Origin of the sequence: Lactiplantibacillus sp. B652, assembly GCF_023806745.1 — a bacterium.
Taxonomy (GTDB): Bacteria; Bacillota; Bacilli; order Lactobacillales; family Lactobacillaceae; genus Lactiplantibacillus; species Lactiplantibacillus pentosus.
Genome location: NZ_JAMSKY010000002.1, coordinates 91,227 through 107,553 on the forward strand (window position 1 = coordinate 91,227; position 16,327 = coordinate 107,553).

The 16,327-nt window shown below is 48.6% G+C and carries 16 protein-coding genes; 1 reads left to right on the plus strand and 15 read right to left on the minus strand.

Going from position 1 to position 16,327, the window contains the following annotated elements:
• Positions 1-3 precede the first annotated feature (3 nt).
• The 5 genes from acpP to MZO40_RS03210 form a co-directional block, all read right to left on the minus strand.
• Positions 4-252, minus strand: a complete 249-nt coding sequence (gene acpP, locus MZO40_RS03190; RefSeq protein WP_050338737.1) for an acyl carrier protein — start codon at positions 250-252, stop codon at positions 4-6.
• A 48-nt stretch (positions 253-300) separates the two neighbouring features.
• Positions 301-1,287 (minus strand): beta-ketoacyl-ACP synthase 3, encoded by a 987-nt coding sequence (locus MZO40_RS03195; protein ID WP_105961807.1) that lies wholly within the window; start codon positions 1,285-1,287, stop codon positions 301-303.
• A 71-nt stretch (positions 1,288-1,358) separates the two neighbouring features.
• Positions 1,359-1,802, minus strand: a complete 444-nt coding sequence (gene fabZ / locus MZO40_RS03200) for a 3-hydroxyacyl-ACP dehydratase FabZ (protein WP_003638655.1) — start codon at positions 1,800-1,802, stop codon at positions 1,359-1,361.
• Between the two features lie 553 nt (positions 1,803-2,355).
• Positions 2,356-2,718: a DUF1648 domain-containing protein gene (locus tag MZO40_RS03205; protein ID WP_003638654.1), complete on the minus strand. Its 363-nt coding sequence runs from the start codon at positions 2,716-2,718 to the stop codon at positions 2,356-2,358.
• 806 nt (positions 2,719-3,524) lie between these two features.
• Positions 3,525-4,568: a zinc-binding dehydrogenase gene (locus MZO40_RS03210; RefSeq protein WP_105961808.1), complete on the minus strand. Its 1,044-nt coding sequence runs from the start codon at positions 4,566-4,568 to the stop codon at positions 3,525-3,527.
• A 219-nt stretch (positions 4,569-4,787) separates the two neighbouring features.
• Between MZO40_RS03210 and MZO40_RS03215 the strand changes: the two genes are divergently transcribed.
• Positions 4,788-5,258, plus strand: a complete 471-nt coding sequence (locus MZO40_RS03215) for a MerR family transcriptional regulator (protein ID WP_105923892.1) — start codon at positions 4,788-4,790, stop codon at positions 5,256-5,258.
• A 335-nt stretch (positions 5,259-5,593) separates the two neighbouring features.
• Here MZO40_RS03215 and MZO40_RS03220 read toward each other — a convergent pair whose 3' ends face one another.
• The 10 genes from MZO40_RS03220 to MZO40_RS03265 all read right to left on the minus strand — a co-directional run bounded on the left by MZO40_RS03220 (position 5,594) and on the right by MZO40_RS03265 (position 15,572).
• Positions 5,594-5,902: a hypothetical protein gene (locus tag MZO40_RS03220; RefSeq protein ID WP_105920938.1), complete on the minus strand. Its 309-nt coding sequence runs from the start codon at positions 5,900-5,902 to the stop codon at positions 5,594-5,596.
• Between the two features lie 390 nt (positions 5,903-6,292).
• Positions 6,293-7,423, minus strand: a complete 1,131-nt coding sequence (locus MZO40_RS03225) for an amidohydrolase (protein ID WP_105920937.1) — start codon at positions 7,421-7,423, stop codon at positions 6,293-6,295.
• A 12-nt stretch (positions 7,424-7,435) separates the two neighbouring features.
• Positions 7,436-8,677 carry a hypothetical protein gene (locus MZO40_RS03230; RefSeq protein WP_105961809.1) on the minus strand — a complete coding sequence of 414 codons (1,242 nt, stop codon included), beginning with the start codon at positions 8,675-8,677 and terminating at the stop codon, positions 7,436-7,438.
• Between the two features lie 388 nt (positions 8,678-9,065).
• The gene (gene trpA / locus MZO40_RS03235) at positions 9,066-9,866 is read right to left on the minus strand and encodes a tryptophan synthase subunit alpha (protein WP_088769592.1); all 801 of its coding nucleotides are present in this window, start codon (positions 9,864-9,866) and stop codon (positions 9,066-9,068) included.
• Positions 9,859-11,058, minus strand: a complete 1,200-nt coding sequence (gene trpB, locus MZO40_RS03240; RefSeq protein WP_105961810.1) for a tryptophan synthase subunit beta — start codon at positions 11,056-11,058, stop codon at positions 9,859-9,861. The genes trpA and trpB overlap by 8 nt, the downstream gene beginning before the upstream one ends.
• 82 nt (positions 11,059-11,140) lie before the next feature.
• A complete protein-coding gene (locus MZO40_RS03245) occupies positions 11,141-11,725 on the minus strand; it encodes a phosphoribosylanthranilate isomerase (protein ID WP_105961811.1) in 585 nt (194 codons plus the stop codon).
• Positions 11,722-12,504: an indole-3-glycerol phosphate synthase TrpC gene (gene trpC / locus MZO40_RS03250; RefSeq protein WP_105961812.1), complete on the minus strand. Its 783-nt coding sequence runs from the start codon at positions 12,502-12,504 to the stop codon at positions 11,722-11,724. Before trpC ends, MZO40_RS03245 begins: the two co-directional genes overlap by 4 nt.
• The gene (gene trpD, locus MZO40_RS03255; RefSeq protein ID WP_105961813.1) at positions 12,501-13,520 is read right to left on the minus strand and encodes an anthranilate phosphoribosyltransferase; all 1,020 of its coding nucleotides are present in this window, start codon (positions 13,518-13,520) and stop codon (positions 12,501-12,503) included. The genes trpC and trpD overlap by 4 nt, the downstream gene beginning before the upstream one ends.
• A 53-nt stretch (positions 13,521-13,573) precedes the next feature.
• Positions 13,574-14,149: an aminodeoxychorismate/anthranilate synthase component II gene (locus tag MZO40_RS03260; RefSeq protein ID WP_105961814.1), complete on the minus strand. Its 576-nt coding sequence runs from the start codon at positions 14,147-14,149 to the stop codon at positions 13,574-13,576.
• Positions 14,133-15,572, minus strand: a complete 1,440-nt coding sequence (locus MZO40_RS03265) for an anthranilate synthase component I family protein (protein ID WP_105961815.1) — start codon at positions 15,570-15,572, stop codon at positions 14,133-14,135. Before MZO40_RS03265 ends, MZO40_RS03260 begins: the two co-directional genes overlap by 17 nt.
• Positions 15,573-16,327: the final 755 nt, after the last annotated feature.

The following is a 16,327-nucleotide window of genomic DNA, read 5'->3' on the forward strand; positions in this document are numbered from 1 at the left end:
GATTTAATCCTCGCTTGCTTCCTGGTGGCTAGCGACGTAATCAACCAAATCACCAACTGTCGCTAAGGCATCATCCGTTTCAATTTCGATATCATATTCGTCTTCGATCTTGTCGATCACTTCAAAGACATCCAGACTGTCGAGCGCCAAATCTTCCGTGAAGTTGGTCGTCATCGTAATCTTGTCAGCATCCACGTCTAGTTGTTCAACAATCATCTTTTTAATTTGGTCAAAAATTTCAGTTTTAGTCATTAGTCTGTTCCTCCAGAATTTTTAAAATAATATCCGTGTTGTCTTCAGTTAATATTCAATCACGGCACTACCGACGGATAAGCCGCCGCCAAAACCGGTAAATACTAGTTTGTCGCCGCGTTGAATTTGGTGTTGTGCCACCAACTCAGCAAATAAAATCGGTTCGCTGGCGGCTGCCGTATTGCCATACTTGGCAATATTAACGGGTAATTGTTCGGTATTTAGATGTAACGTCTTGCCAACACTGGCCACAATGCGCGCATTGGCTTGATGTAGGATAAATGATTGCACCTCATTTGCCTGCAGTTTGGCAGCTGTCAGCGCTTGTTCGATAGATCGCGGCACTTGCGTAGTCGCAAAGTCATACACCCGGCGACCGTTCATTTGAAACGCCCACTGATTGGTTGGCTTGACGGCTGTGTCGGTCGACCAGGGATTCAATCGCGGCTGTTGTCCCGCAGTTAAATAGTGGCCATCCGCACCAAACGTGGCGTAGTGACTGCCCAGCCAATGACCGGTTGGAACATCCGAATCCGCAGCAATCAACATGCCACCCGCACCATCGCCGAACAAAACGGCGGTCCGGCGGTCATGCCAATCTACCAAGTGACTCAGCGTTTCGCTGCCAATCAATAAGGCATGCTGACCGGGTTGTAAATATTGATGGACTAATTGCATGCCGTAGACAAAACCGGCACAGGCCACATTAATGTCAAAGGCAATCGCATTGGCCGCGCCAATCGCTGCTTGCACTTGAGGTGCCGTCGCCGGTGTCAAAAAATCCGGAGACATGGTCGCCACAATAATTAAATCGATGCTCGTTGCCGCGAGCTGGCTTTGCTGCAACAACTGCTGGGCAACATCCACGGCTAGACTGGTCGTCGTTTCAGTGGTTGCAACATGACGGGCCTTGATACCGGTCCGTTGCTGAATCCACTCATCCGAAGTTGCCATCAGAGATGTCAGGTCCTGATTGTAAATTTCAGTATGCGGTACAGCTTTGGCGGTTGCTTGAATTGAAAAATTGTTTGTCATGGTTAGTTAGATACAATCGGCATCGATCAAAATCTCCCAAACGCGCTTGCCGAATTGCAGTTACCACCTTTCTATTTTGAATCAGTGGGACTAACGATAAACGTTAAGTCTGTCGTGCAGGCGGCTTTATCGCCGACCATCGCCTGACAGCTGACGGTGCCCATGTTCGAGCGCTGCTTGACCATCTGGACGTGCAACTTCAAGACATCGCCAGGCCGTACAATTTTACGAAACTTGGCGTCTTTGATCGCCCCAAGATAGGCGGTCTTGCCCGCGAACTTCTCAGACTTCAAAATTAAAATTGAGGCTGCTTGGGCCAACGCTTCAATAATCAGCACCCCTGGCATCACCGGGTTACCTGGAAAGTGACCTTGGAAAAAGGATTCATTGATGGTGACATTCTTCGTCACCACAATTGATTCACCCGGATTTAGTTCGTCCACCCGGTCCATGAATAAAATCGGATACCGGTTAGGAATTAATTGCATAATTTCGCTTGCTTCTAACACACTCATTGCTAGTCGCTCCTTTCACGGCGTTTGGGAATGGCATTAAGTTAATCGTCCCCCAAATGATTGTCAATTGATTTCAGCAGTTTAATTCATAGTATGACGCTTTTGAACAGAAACGAATTCCCACCACATCAATGGATTGGCCGTTTCAAATTTTTTTGAAATTAACTCGAAAATGGCAAGAATTGCGACTTAAAAATTGCGTGCATTCTTCAGAAAAATGATCAGGCGACTATAAACTTTATAATTTACCAGCTTTAAGATGCGTTCGTTTAGCCAATGACCATAGACTGACACGTCAGCAAGCCTCACAGTACCGTGAACGCGCCGTTTTTGGTTGGATGCCAAAAAAGCATGCAGAAGAATTCATCGCAATTCTTTCGCATGCTGTTAATACGTTTAAATTAAGTTATCCGTTTCATACAAGAATAACAACCACATTCTCGCCAGAAGGCCTCAAATCCAATCATAATTAGTTGGCAACATCGAAACACTAAATTCAGATTGACTTAAGAGTCGCCCGGCTTACCTACCAACATTATCTAAATGTTCGCATTCACAACAGGCCCACAATACCCCCGACGAGCAAACTTTGAATCTCAGATTGTAACATCACCCAGAGCATCACATTAAAACTAACCAACACGGCGATACACTGGCCCTCAAATCCGGTCAGCGTTGGGACTTGCAACATACCTTGTTTGCGTCGTTTTTGCCGGGCCTTACGAATGCAGAACTCAGCTAAGATCACCGTTAGCAATGGCAGCACGATCAACCACCACCGTGGGCCGAACGCATCCGCGAGACCAGCACCATTAAAATGGGTCACGACTTGCTGGGGCGCTAAACTAATCATGATGAGACAAATTAAGACCATCACACCAACTATCGATCGGACAATCCAAGTAAATACACGCATGGGGTCCACCTCATTTTTGAACCAGTATATCAAGTGGTGATTTTCACGAATAGTAATATGCATTTCTTCGGATGGTGAATTATCAAAGCAGGATGTAGGCAATGTTGTAACGAAAAATGATTGGCAAGTTAGCTCCTAGTTCAATCCCCTGAATTCAGTGCATAAATACCTATGTTGGACACATTGTGCTAGTTATTCTATTAGCATTAAAGATGATTAAAACGTGACAATTGTCTGGTTTACTGTTCGTCAGCTGGCAATCTCCTTATTCCGACTTCCGGGGCCGGCTGACAATTGCTGGAGCGTAGCCGACATCGATTTGAACTCACGCAGAAGCCCACTGCGCAATTTCAAATACGAGTTTTATTCTAAGCCGGAAGAAGACCACTTCCAGCTAAGAATAATTTGGCTACTGAGCATTGTCAGCCGGCCCCTCCAGTCGGGAAGCCGCTCGAATAGCGGATGAACAGCCACCCATCCGGGTACAATTAACCACTGAATATTAGGTCACTGGTCCTTCAGGCGAACTTTTAATTTGGAACCGATGATGCTTTAGGGGATTTGAATGCTGAGAAGATCACACGAATATCGTTCACTATTCTCAATATCACAAATTTCAACGGACACTGGTCTTGAATTTAGTCGTTGAAATAATCTTCGTTTAGAATTCCAAATTTTGTCATCTCAGCCGATTGGACAAAATCTATAAAACAAGGATAGTTTTACTCAAAAAGCGAGGCAATCAGAAGATGAGCATCTTCTGAATGTCCCGCTGGTTAGTGTAATCACAACACCTAGTTATCCAGTTAGTCGACAACCACCATTGCTTTAATCGTCTGACGATTTTGCATATCTTGGTAAGCTTGGTTGATGTCTGCTAAAGCGTATGTTTGCGTAAAGACGCGCCCTGGATTGATATTGCCATCCAAAACGGCTTTAAGTAGGAACTGCTTGTCATAGGTCGTAACGGAAGCCGAACCACCTGCAACCGCGATATTTTGGGCAAACGTCGAACCGAGTGGCCGGTTGTTATAATGCGGAACACCGACATAACCAACGCGTCCGCCATTGTGTAATACGCCTAGGGCTTGATCAATGGCTGCTTCGGTACCCACACATTCTAAGGCAGCGTCTGCGCCACCGCCCAGGATTTCACGGACTTTGGCAATGCCTTCTTCACCTCGTTCAGCGACGACTGCCGTTGCACCAGATTGAAGGGCCATTTGTTGCCGATCTTCATGCCGACTCATCAGGACGATTTGAGAAGCACCCCGCATTTTGGCAGCGATAACGGCACATTGACCGACCGCGCCGTCACCAATAACGACCACTTTATCACCTGGTTGAACATTTGCACAACGAGCTGCATGATAGCCAGTTGGCATGACATCCGCTAAAGTCAATAACGACTTCAACATGCCTTCCGTGTAATCACTTGGTTGCCCCGGAATCTTGATCAGTGCCCAGTTACCGTATGTGAAACGAATATATTCGGATTGGAATCCATTCGACCAGTTGGAAACACCGGGATGGCGATCACAAGTGCCATCAAAGCCGGCCCGACAAGCGGCACAGTCGCCACAGCCGTGCGTAAATGGTGTAATAACGAAGTCTCCGGGTTTGACCGTGGTAATTGCATCACCAATGGCTTCAATGATACCAATCGCTTCATGCCCATCATTAATTGAATGCGCATCCTTATTATCACCATGAGCGTAAGCCCACAAGTCTGAACCACAAACACAGGTCCGAACGATACGCACGATCACATCGTCATCCGCCTGCAGCGTTGGTTTGTCAACTTCCTGAACATCCACAAAACCTGCTTTTTCAAAAATGGTTGCTTTCATCCTAATCACCTTGAACTACCAAATTCATGAGTAGTTCTTCCTTCCATTAAGATAATGATACTGTCTAATTCGCCTAAATTGTAACAGGTTTCATTAACCAAATGCTAATAAATGCACATTCACCTGCATTCTTGACAAATATTCCGACAGCTCATATATTTAATTCTAGACTTGATAGTTAACTATCAGTCAAGAATTTTTATGAAAATAGGTGTTTCGATGACTTTAACGATCCATGATGTGGCGCAGCGAACCGGATTGACCACTTATACGTTGCGGTATTATGCCAAGGAAGGCTTATTGGACTTTGTCACTCGGAGTTCCAATAAGCTGGGGACCCGATTATTCAAAGAATCCGATTTAGAATTCATTTATCTTATTAAGTGCCTCAAAAATGCCGGCCTGAGCATCAAAGAAATCAAGACCTTTGTCGATTGGACTATGGCTGGTGATTCGACAATCGCAGAACGGCGTGACATGTTTCAAAAACGGCGGACCGCTCTGCAACAACAAATGGCCGACTTACAAGCGACCTTAGACGTTGTTAATTATAAATATTGGTACTACCAAGTTGCCGAAGATGCTGGCACTTGTGCGGTACATGATGGCATGCCGGATGCGGAGATTCCAGAAAAATTCCGGCAGGTCAAGCACCGGTTGTCGGCGTTGGATGGCATCAAGGATGCGTAAAATTGCAGCGTGAAATTGCAGCGTAAAACCAAAACTGGTTCATTTAACAAATCCACTATAATAAGAACTTGTGTGTAACAATCAAATTTAAAACAAATGAACGCCACCTGTTGCAACGGACGCTGCAGTCAGGTGGCGTTCATTTGGTATCGACAATTATCTGAAATAATAGCGAGCACAGCTTTCAAACCTAGACGACAACTATTAGGATGGCATCCATTGGCTGTGATTGACCTTCGCCGCTTGAAATACAAAGTAGCTCCTATCGCCAACCGCAAGACAGTGTACCACTGTCAAAACACACGGATGCATTTCATCACACATCATCAATTCGATTACACGCCTGACACCAAATCTATATTGTCAGAACTGTTCTCCCACAATTCCTTGGCGGTGTAGACATCCTTGTCAAACAAAATCACGGTTCCATCCGGCTGGATTCGGGCGTTAGAACCGAGCCATTCCCAGGTCGGCGGCAACCACAAGTTTTTAGGCTTCCCCTTGCCCTTCTTCGGTGACCAAGCTAAGAGATAATCATTGATAAAATGCGTGCGCATGTAACGATACTGACCATTATCAAATTCGATTTGAATCATATTGGCCCCCATCCAAACTTTGACGGCCTTTGGCAAAGCAGTTGTCATGGTTGCTCACCTCATCCTTTTGTTGGTGCATCTGTGTTATCAGCATATAAGTAAACGCTTTCTTATTTAATCTTATCACTAACCACAGATAAAGCAATCAGCGTTATCCGAGCGTACGGACAAGGCTGTGCTTGCCAATCATCAGAAGTGGCAGGAAATACCATTCCTTAACAAAGTCAACCAAGCGTGATATGTTCGAAATTAAAATAAGGTGACTAACTCAAAGTGAGTTGATCACCTTATCGCGCAGGATCTGAATCATTGAAGAACGAGCTTAACCGAATTCGAGCAAATGGCCTGGACCTCGTCAGCTATTCGTGGTCACACGCCATAGTTTGAAAAGTCCGGTATAGCCATTCACCAGTTTACCGAGAACGATCAACAGTCCTGTCACTGCGCCCACTTCAAGAGTGCCAGTGCTGCCAACTCATGGAAACGTGCCCCATATGCTAACCCGGCATCATCACATTGATAATTCGACTGATGTAAGACCCCGGTGCCTCCCGAACCTAGAAAGCCATAACAGCCTGGAACACGCTCCTGGTATAAGGCAAAGTCATCATCCGCGTTGCATAATTGCGCCGGAACCAACCTAAAATCATTTTCAAAGGCGGTTTTCAAAATTCTCGTAATAGTCTCATCATTCGTCACACAACTTGGGCCACGATCCCATTCGATGGTTGCTGCTTGCTGGTTCATTTTAGCCGTCGCGTTGACGATCTCGTAAAAGCGCTGTTTGGCCAGTGCCCGATTTGCCGCGTTAAAGGTGCGAATAGTGCCTTTGAGACTCGCTGTATTGGGAATCACATTGTACGTGGTCCCGGCCTGAATCGCACCAATCGTTAGAACCAGGGCCGCATCGGGCGCAATATTGCGGCTCCGAATCGTCTGTAAATTGCCGATGAGTTCACTCAAAGTCACAATCGGGTCATGACTAGCCTCTGGCATAGCCGCGTGTGCGCCCTGACCTTGAATCGTTACATCAAAGTTGTCATTACTAGCCATTAACGGTCCGGATTTCATCGCCACCGTCCCGACTGGCAAATTCGGCATATTATGAAAGCCCGCAATGGCCTGCACACCCGTTAAAACACCGTTATCAATCATGATGCGTGCACCCCGATGCCCTTCCTCAGCTGGTTGAAAAATTAAGCGCACGGTTCCAGGAAGATCAGCCTCGCGTGCTTTCAACAGCCGTGCCGCGCCTAATAAGGATGCGGTATGAAAGTCATGACCGCAAGCATGCATTCGTCCGGGAATCTTTGAAGTATAGGGTAAATCATTGGTTTCTTCAACTGGCAAGGCGTCAATATCTGCGCGTAAGGCAATTATTGGTGCGCCGTGGCCAATCTCGGCGACGACCCCCGTCTCACCTGGATAATCCAGCAACCGGACCCCTAAGTCACTTAAGGTTTGCTCGATGAGTTTGGTCGTTGCGACTTCGTGTAAAGCTAATTCAGGATGCGCGTGTAATTGATGCCGTAACGTGGTCATCCATGCACTTAAAGTTGTGGTCAACATTGATAACATCCCCTATAAAATTTTTAAGAAAATTGACGCGATAACGACTGAAGCGACTGAAACCGTTGCAAAGCCACCGACTAGCATTTTAGGTAGCATTTGATCCAGTAAGTATTGCTTTTCATCCGGAGTCGTCCCCATGATTTCTGTGACTTCATGGGTCACAATATAGTCTGCGGGAAACCCAAACAATGCCGTCAGGGCGCTGGCGAACGCCATTTCACGACTGAATCCCAGCGGTCGAGCCAATAAGCTAGACGCGATGAACATCCCTAACACACCTAATACGATCAAACTCACAATTGGCACCAAGATGCCGCTCAACATACTGATCTTGACAATGTTTAGATTGGCAAAAATGTAGGCGAGTAACCCGTACATCAGCCAATGAAACACACCCGCTTTTTCTAAGACGGCATTTTCTAAAAAACCGAGTTGATGCGCAATGACGCCAAAAATCAAACAAACGATATATTGGTTCACAACACCGTGCATCAGTTGAGCGGTCCCTTCAGCTAACCCCGTAACGGCCGCGACCTTGAAGAGCATGAAGGCCGAAGTATCATAAGCAGCTGGTAGATGCCAAGCACGAATTTTGAATTTCGGCAACCGAACGCTGGCATCCGCTGTCGGAACATCTCCGGCTGGGACCTGCGCCGCTGTATTGACGGTGGCACGTGCCGTTTCAGCATCATCCGTGACCACGGTGGCGACCGCCTGCCTGTTTTTTAATAGTCGCCGACTCTCACGTTTGAGCATCCAGGCCGTCAATGGATAACCGAGCATACTGTGCATCACAAACATTGCGACCGGAAATGCAACTAAAGCGGTGATGTGTTGGGCTTTTAAGCCAGCCGTCATCAAAAATGCCGCGACCAGGCCACCGGTCAGTGGCGGGACACTCGCAACGATCGTATGCCAATTGAAGAATAAGCGTCCGATTCCCATCGTGAGGATAATAGTCCCGACAACGCCGCTGAGTGCAATCACCACGGCACGCCATTGCTTAAGTAAAAGTTTCAAGTCCATCAACGTCCCCATATGCACTAACAGCACGGCTTGGGTAATTTGAATAAAGGCTGTGCCAAACGAAGCGGCGGGCACAATATTCTTCGGAACAATCGTCCAAAAGCCAATTAAAAATAAAAGTGCCGTAATAAAAACGGATGGCACGTAGGCTCGACTCCGGGTTGAGACCCATTCGCCCACCATCATGAAGCCCATGACGACCATCAAAGAAAGAATAGCTGCCATTATCATCACTCCCATGAATTTGATTTGCGATTCGCTTTTCTAATCGTATTATCATAATCTAACAGAAAACTAATTAGAATACGAGGCGCTGACGTCAATTCAATGCAAACCCACGTTTACATCGCTTTGGACAGCTGATTCCTAGTTATTAAGTGGAAATTCGCTAAGAATCTAAAGGTCATAGTCGTCAAATATTCGGTACTAAGCTGACAAAAAAACGGTATCCTCACCTTATCAGGTTCAGATACCGTCACAAAGACATCATTTTAACTTTGAAGAACTAATCATCCGGCAATCCCAGAATTGTCACGGTTGCAATAAAATCTTACCCGCAACTTGGCCAGTTTCCAGTGAACAGTTGAGTTGTTGCCGTAATAGCTTGCTTGGCTTACCCCTTTTCACCATCGGGCACCGGCACCGCATCCAACGCCGCGCGCATCTGGCGTGTATAGTCGGTCAAAACCGTCGTCGCTGGTTGGTTGTTCGCGATTAAATGTACTACCGCGCTGCCGACGATCACACCATCCGCAAATTTGGCCATTGCGTGCGCCTGTGCCGGGTCATGGATGCCAAACCCAATCGCAACGGGTAAGGTCGTCGCTTGCCGAATCTTCGTGACTAATGTCGTCAGGTCGGTCGTAATGTGGTTGCGGGTCCCAGTCACTCCCAGCGAGGAGACGACGTAGATGAAGCCGCGGGCCTGTGCCGCAATGGCTGCAATCCGAGTATCGTCGCTCGTCGGCGCAATCAACGGAATCAGTGCTACGTCATATTGATCAAGCGTTGGCCGAAGTTCACCAGATTCCTCGAGGGGTAAGTCTGGGATAATCAAACCGGCAACATCCAATTCCTGGCAGCGCTTGGCAAACGCCGTATAACCGAACTGATAAACGATGTTAGCATAGGTCAGAAACACCAGTGGTACTGCCGTTTGCTCCCGAATTGCAGCGACTAATTCGAAGACTCGCTGCGGCGTGATTTGTTGGTCAAAGGCGCGTAAATCTGCGGCTTGAATCTCCGGACCATCCGCAACCGGGTCCGAAAATGGAATGCCAATTTCAACCAAGTCACAACCCGACTCCGCTAGCGCAACCACCTGCTCGACAGTCGCGTCAAAAGTTGGATCCCCCGCCACAACGAATGCAATGAACGCCTTATGATTTTGAAAAACGCGGTCTAAATTAGTCATTGATTTCTACCCCCCGATACTTTGCAATTGCGGCCACATCTTTATCGCCACGTCCAGACAAGGTACAAATAATCGTTTGGTCCGGTCGCATGGTTGGTGCGAGCTGTTGAACATAAGCAACAGCATGGGCACTTTCAATCGCGCAAATAATGCCTTCGACTTTAGCAATCATTTCAAATGCTTGAACAGCTTGGTCATCCGTCACGCCAACGTATTGGGCCCGCCCCGTTTCAGCTAAGTAAGCGTGTTCTGGCCCGACACCCGGATAATCCAGCCCAGCTGAGATGGAATAGACTGGCGCAATCTGCCCCGCTTCATCTTGTAAGAAACACGACTTCATACCGTGAAAAATCCCAGTTCGTCCGCGTTCAATCGTCGCAGCCGTCAATGGCGTTTCGATGCCTTTACCAGCGGCTTCACAGCCAATCAACTGAACGGAAGGGTCCTCCAAAAAGGCAGCAAAGCTCCCAATAGCGTTACTCCCACCACCGACGCAAGCGACAACGGCATCCGGTAAACGGCCGGTTTCTGCCAACAACTGTTTTTTAGCTTCAATACTGATGACACTTTGAAATTCATGGACCATCATTGGAAACGGATGTGGCCCAGTCGCCGAACCCATGATGTAAGCGGTATCGTCACAGCGCCGCGTCCACTCCTGCAACGCCGCGTTGATGGCATCTTTGAGCACCATCGAGCCCGTCGTGACTGGATGAACCTTGGCACCTAACAACTGCATGCGATACACGTTCAGCGCTTGCCGGTCCGTGTCTTCCTTACCCATGAAGATCTCACATTCCATCCCAAACAAGGCAGCGATCGTCGCCGTTGCCACGCCGTGCTGACCAGCGCCCGTTTCGGCAATCAACCGTTTTTTACCCATTTTCTTAGCGAGGAGCGCCTGCCCTAAGACATTATTGATCTTATGCGCACCGGTGTGGTTCAAATCCTCACGTTTAAAATAAATCTGAGCACCACCCAATTGGTCAGAGAGCCGCTGTGCATGGTATAGCAAGGATGGGCGGTTGGCATAGTTATTTAGCAGATCGGTTAGTTCGGCTTGAAATTGGGCATCTTGATGATAGTGTTGGAAAGCTTGATCTAATCGATGCAATTCAGTCATCAGGGTCTCTGGTACGTATTGGCCGCCAAAGTCGCCGTAACGACCTGGTCGCGTTGTATTTTTAATCATATTGAATCCTCCGTTTAAGTGGGTCGTGTGATTTCATATCGAATTCGTCACGATCTTTTATTCTTCGTCTACTGATCATGTGTTAGTTAAGTTGGTGTGCGCGGGCAACAATGGCCGCAATCTTCTGGACATCCTTTCGACCATTTGTTTCGACCCCGCTGGATACATCGACCATCGCCGGGTGAACTTGTTGAATGGCAGTCGTCACATTTTCTGGCGTCAAACCTCCCGCTAAGATAAATGGCCGTTTGAGCCGTGGCAAGTCCGTCCAATCCAGGACTTGACCACTCCCGGGGTGCGAATTGTCCAATAACGGATAATCCGCTTGGCATCTGATTGCATCAGCGGGAATCACCACTTGAATCACGGGAATGTGAGCTGCTCGTAGTTGGGGCACACGTGGATCATCCAGGGCACCATGCAGCTGAACCACTTGAATGACGTGGGCTTGCACCAACGCTAGAATTTCCGCCAGCGAGTTAGTTGTGAAGACGCCGACGCGCTGAATCTGTGGATTAAGTTGTGCCGCCATTTGCCTCGCTAGGTCTGGTGTGATCTGCCGCCGACGTCCAGGCGCAAAGATGAATCCAATCGCATCTGGCCGTGCTTGATTGACCATCGCCACATCCGCGAGCCGCATCAGGCCGCAAATTTTAATTTGGGTCACGCGACCACCCCCGCACGTAATTGTGCCACCGCTGCCGCTTTATCCGGCGCACGCATCAGCGTCTCACCCACTAAAATGGCATCGAAGCCGGCCGTGGCTAGCTGATGGACTTGGCTCGGCGTTTGAATGCCGGATTCCGCTACGGCTAAACACGTCGCTGGAATTTGTTGTCGTAGTTGCTGACTAGTGGCAATGTCCACGCTGAAATCCTGCAAATTACGATTATTGATGCCAATGATGTCCGCACCGGCTGCGACGGCTTGCTTAATGTCTGCCGCTGTATGCGCTTCGACCAATGCGTCTAACTGCAACGCATGCGTCAGGTCTAGTAATCGTTTCAATTGGTCCGGGTCTAAAGCGGCAACGATTAGTAATACTGCACTTGCCCCTGCCACACGGGCCGCTGCTACCTGACTTGCATCAACGATGAAATCTTTGCGTAACGTGGGTACGGTGACCGTAGCTGCAATGGCTTCTAGATAGGCCAGCCGCCCCTGAAAATAATCCGGCTCGGTCAACACCGAAATCGCATCGATTTTCGCATTTTGGTAATCCTGGGCGATTTGCAGGTAATCAAAATCGGGTGCAATCAGTCCTTTAGACGGCGAGGCCCGCTTAACCTCACCAATGATGGTTAATCCGGGTTGCGCCAGTGCTCGTTTAAACGAAGGCGCTGGGGCTGTCATCTGGCGAGCGCGCTGCTCGAGCGCCATCCGCTCAGCTAGCGGCACGGCCTGTACGCGCCGCTGACTGCCGGCAACAAGTTGCGTTAAAATCATGACGCCATCACCGCCTGACTCTTCTGAATCAATTGCGTGAGTTCCGCGGCGGCCTGACCTGAATCGATCGTCTGCGTGGCAAGCGCCAAGGCATCGGCTAAAGTCAGCTGCGGCTTCGCAATGTGGAGTGCGGCCGCCGCATTCATGAGGACGACGTCGCGCGGTGCACCGGGTTCACCCGCTAAAATCGACCGCGTGATCGCAGCGTTCTCCTGAGCCGTCCCACCAATCAAATCGGCATGCGCGCAGCGTTTCAAACCGAATTGTTCTGGTGTCATGGTGGTTGTCGTTAAGTGACCATCATTAATGTCAATGATATCCGTTGGGGCCGCAGCCGATATTTCATCCAATCCATCACGACTATGCACAACCATCGCGTGTTTGACGCCCAATTTGATTAAAACTTGTGCCAGGGGTGCCATCAAATCTTGACGATAGACCCCTAATAATTGCATTTCCGCATGCGCCGGATTGGCCAGTGGACCTAGGACGTTAAAAATGGTTGGAATCTTGATTTGCTGCCGTGCTGGGGCCACAAAACGCATCGCCTGATGGTATTCACGAGCGTACATAAAGGCAAAATTAGTCTGATTCAAGAGGGCTAAGCTTTGGTCAGGCGTTAAATCAATTTTGACCCCTAACGCTTCTAAGACATCGGCAGCGCCGCTCTTCGATGAAGCGGCCCGGTTACCGTGCTTGGTGACGGGTACCCCGGCGGCCGCTACCACGAGCGCGGTCGTCGTTGAGATGTTGAACGAATTAGACCGATCACCACCAGTCCCGACAATCTCTAAGGTCGGTCGCCCCGCTTTGAATGATAATGCCTGCGCCCGCATCGCAGTTGCCGCGCCGGCAATTTCATCAATGGTTGCGTGTTTGATGGCTAGTGCCGTTAAAAAGCTGCCAATCTGGGCGTCGGTCGCGTGCCCCTGCATAATTTCGGTCATCACCTGTTGGGTCGTTGCAAAGTCGAGATTATTTTGGTTAGTTAGTTGTGCAATTGCGTTTTCAATCATAATCATGCCTCCATAGTTGCATGTGTTTTTTATTGAGTTATCAAAGCTGTTCATTAAGCGGTCAGTGTCAAAAAATTACGAATCAGTTGTTCACCAATTGGCGCCGGTGTCATGATGGATTCCGGATGAAACTGTACGCCATACAGATGACGGCCGGCATCCTCAATTGCCATGATCTCCTGGTCGTCATTGGTCCCAATCACCCTGAAATTGCCGGGTAACTGGGACGAATCTGCCACCAGCGAATGGTAGCGCGCCGCCATGAACTGCATCGGGCAATCTTGAAAAAGTGGTGAGGCTTGGACCTGCATCAGCGTCGCCTGACCATGTACCAACTGATGAGCAGCGCGGAGTCGGCCACCAAAAGCTGTCACCAACACCTCCAAGCCCATGCAAACGCCCAAAATCGGCACTTTTCCAGCCAATCGTTGAACCACCTGGGGGCTGACGCCCGTATGCGCTGGTGTCCCGGGTCCGGGCGACAAAATAATGTGAGTAGGTTGTAAGGCCTCAATCGCTTCGACCGTGAGTTCATCATTCTTGATCACCCGTGCGTCCGGCGTTAAACGACCAATCAATTGATACAGGTTATAAGTAAAACTGTCATAGTTATCAATGAGTAATTTCATGAACTTCTCGTCCTTTCGCGGATTGTACTGCATTCATCACGGCGCGTTGTTTGTTCTGGCACTCCTTAAATTCTTGAGCACCAATACTATCGGCGACGATTCCAGCACCCGCTGGCACGACTAACCGCTCGTGTGAGCGATAAGCCAACCGAATGCCAATTGCCATATCCATGTTGCCATTACAATCCAAGTAGCCAAAGCAGCCGCCGTAAACCCCGCGTGGTTGACGTTCGTAATGATTGATCAGTGTCATCGCTTCCACTTTTGGTGCCCCGGATAACGTTCCCGCTGGAAATGTTGCGGCTAAAACTTGCAGTGCCGTTGTGGTCGGTGCCACCTCCGCAGCGACTCGTGAGCCAAGATGCATCACTTGCGAATACCGAATCAGGCGGCGGAGGTTGGTCACCCGCACACTTTTGAACTGTGCCACTTGGCCCAAATCGTTGCGGCCAAGGTCCACCAGCATATTATGCTCCGCGATTTCCTTGGGATTAGTCTGCAATTCATGCGCTAATTTGGCGTCTTCCGTGGGTGTCTTCCCTCGCCGGCGCGTCCCGGCTAACGGATAGGTTGCAATCTGGTTGCCCTGTTTGGTGACGAGGGTTTCAGGCGACGCGGCAGCTAATTCAAAATCAGCCTGTTTAAAATAGCACTGATACGGGGCCTGCGTTGCCTGCAACTGTGCGTGAACCGCTAATAGCGATCCACTCATGGTTCCAATCCGTGGATTAGCGTAAATCATTTGAAAAATGTCGCCGGCTCGAATATGGTGCCGAATCCGTTCCACTCGACTTGCATACGTTGGCGCATCAGCTTGCATGGTAAGTGATGCTTGTACCTGAAATGGTGGCATGACTAACGGCGTTTCTAACTGCTGGATTATTGATTCCAATTTAGCCGTCAGCCGACTTTCAGCTGTCGCGTATGCCGTGGGTAAATCGGCCGTCGGAATTAGCTGCGTCAATCCCAGTTCATGGTGTTGGTGATCATAAACCAACACACTAGTCACTAGGAACAGTCCGAAGTCATCCAAGTCGGCGCTGGCCGCGGGCGTCAGCTCTAACTTGGGGATGAATTGCTGGACATATTCATAACCGAAGTACCCCATCAGGCCACCCGTAAATGGCGGTAACCCGTGAATACGGGGTGTCCGATATTGCGCAAGGATCGCCTGCAACGTGTCATTCGGATGGGTGCGGTCGTGCGATGCTAACGTCCGACTAGTTAAGCTTTGCTGCGGTTTAAAACTAAAATAGCTATAGCGATGATGCCGGTCGATCGTCAGTGCAAAACCATTGCCCATCCGTTGAACAAGTTTGGCAGCGGCTAGCGGGTCAAAGTCTGGTAATGTTCGTTGTACCATAACTGGCACATAGGGATAGTGCGTTTGATAAGGCATTAATGTTTGTAATGTTGGTTTCATGTTGAACCACTCCTCATATACGAAGGTGATCGATTGACTACAGTTGAGCCATCGATTGTGTTATCTGAAATTGAGTTGTGGTGAATTGCCATCGCTGTTGCATGTACCTGCCTCCAATCAAAAAATCCGCCCATGACTAATGACAGTCAAGGACGGATTTTTCCGCGGTACCACCTTGGTTGGACACCAAACTACCCCATTCAGGTTAGACTTGTGCCCCAGCTTAGCGAAATGCAAACACATTCCCGGGAATTGACGGCTCCCTATCGTCGCGAGGTACTAAAACAAAATTGTTCGTTGGTCGCGCCCTCAGTGGTCCATTTAATAACTTGCGTTCGATCGCACTCTCAGCAACGGCGACTCTCTTTACGGGCATCATTATCTTGATCTCCACTTCATCGGTTTCATGGACGAATATTAAGTTGTTATTAACATTAAAACTTAGTGAGTGATTTGTCAACAGTTTTATTTAAATTTAATGTCATATACGTTGTGCTAGTTATTTTTAAGCATTAAGGATGATTAAATCATGCCAGTTTCTAAGCGCAAGTGCTGCCAGCTGAAAGCCGCTGGAAACAGTGCGAGTTAGCGTTAAACTTTCAGTGGTAGCTGCGTCCTAGTCCGGCTTACAGGCATTTCTGACAACGCTGGAACGCGATGGACACAGATTTAAGCCGACAAACCACGTCTTAAATACTGGTCTTCCACTAACCAAGCCAAAAACGCTTGCTAAGTAGAATTTCATCGCTGAGCAT

Excerpts from the sequence above, each read along its gene's own strand:
- acpP (WP_050338737.1), bottom strand. The coding sequence starts at position 252 with ATGACTAAAACTGAAATTTTTGACCAAATTAAAAAGATGATTGTTGAA.
- MZO40_RS03195 (WP_105961807.1), bottom strand. The coding sequence starts at position 1,287 with ATGACAAACAATTTTTCAATTCAAGCAACCGCCAAAGCTGTACCGCAT.
- fabZ (WP_003638655.1), bottom strand. The coding sequence starts at position 1,802 with ATGAGTGTGTTAGAAGCAAGCGAAATTATGCAATTAATTCCTAACCGG.
- MZO40_RS03205 (WP_003638654.1), bottom strand. The coding sequence starts at position 2,718 with ATGCGTGTATTTACTTGGATTGTCCGATCGATAGTTGGTGTGATGGTC.
- MZO40_RS03210 (WP_105961808.1), bottom strand. The coding sequence starts at position 4,568 with ATGAAAGCAACCATTTTTGAAAAAGCAGGTTTTGTGGATGTTCAGGAA.
- MZO40_RS03215 (WP_105923892.1), top strand. The coding sequence starts at position 4,788 with ATGACTTTAACGATCCATGATGTGGCGCAGCGAACCGGATTGACCACT.
- MZO40_RS03220 (WP_105920938.1), bottom strand. The coding sequence starts at position 5,902 with ATGACAACTGCTTTGCCAAAGGCCGTCAAAGTTTGGATGGGGGCCAAT.
- MZO40_RS03225 (WP_105920937.1), bottom strand. The coding sequence starts at position 7,423 with ATGTTGACCACAACTTTAAGTGCATGGATGACCACGTTACGGCATCAA.
- MZO40_RS03230 (WP_105961809.1), bottom strand. The coding sequence starts at position 8,677 with ATGGCAGCTATTCTTTCTTTGATGGTCGTCATGGGCTTCATGATGGTG.
- trpA (WP_088769592.1), bottom strand. The coding sequence starts at position 9,866 with ATGACTAATTTAGACCGCGTTTTTCAAAATCATAAGGCGTTCATTGCA.
- trpB (WP_105961810.1), bottom strand. The coding sequence starts at position 11,058 with ATGATTAAAAATACAACGCGACCAGGTCGTTACGGCGACTTTGGCGGC.
- trpC (WP_105961812.1), bottom strand. The coding sequence starts at position 12,504 with ATGATTTTAACGCAACTTGTTGCCGGCAGTCAGCGGCGCGTACAGGCC.
- trpD (WP_105961813.1), bottom strand. The coding sequence starts at position 13,520 with ATGATTGAAAACGCAATTGCACAACTAACTAACCAAAATAATCTCGAC.
- MZO40_RS03260 (WP_105961814.1), bottom strand. The coding sequence starts at position 14,149 with ATGAAATTACTCATTGATAACTATGACAGTTTTACTTATAACCTGTAT.
- MZO40_RS03265 (WP_105961815.1), bottom strand. The coding sequence starts at position 15,572 with ATGAAACCAACATTACAAACATTAATGCCTTATCAAACGCACTATCCC.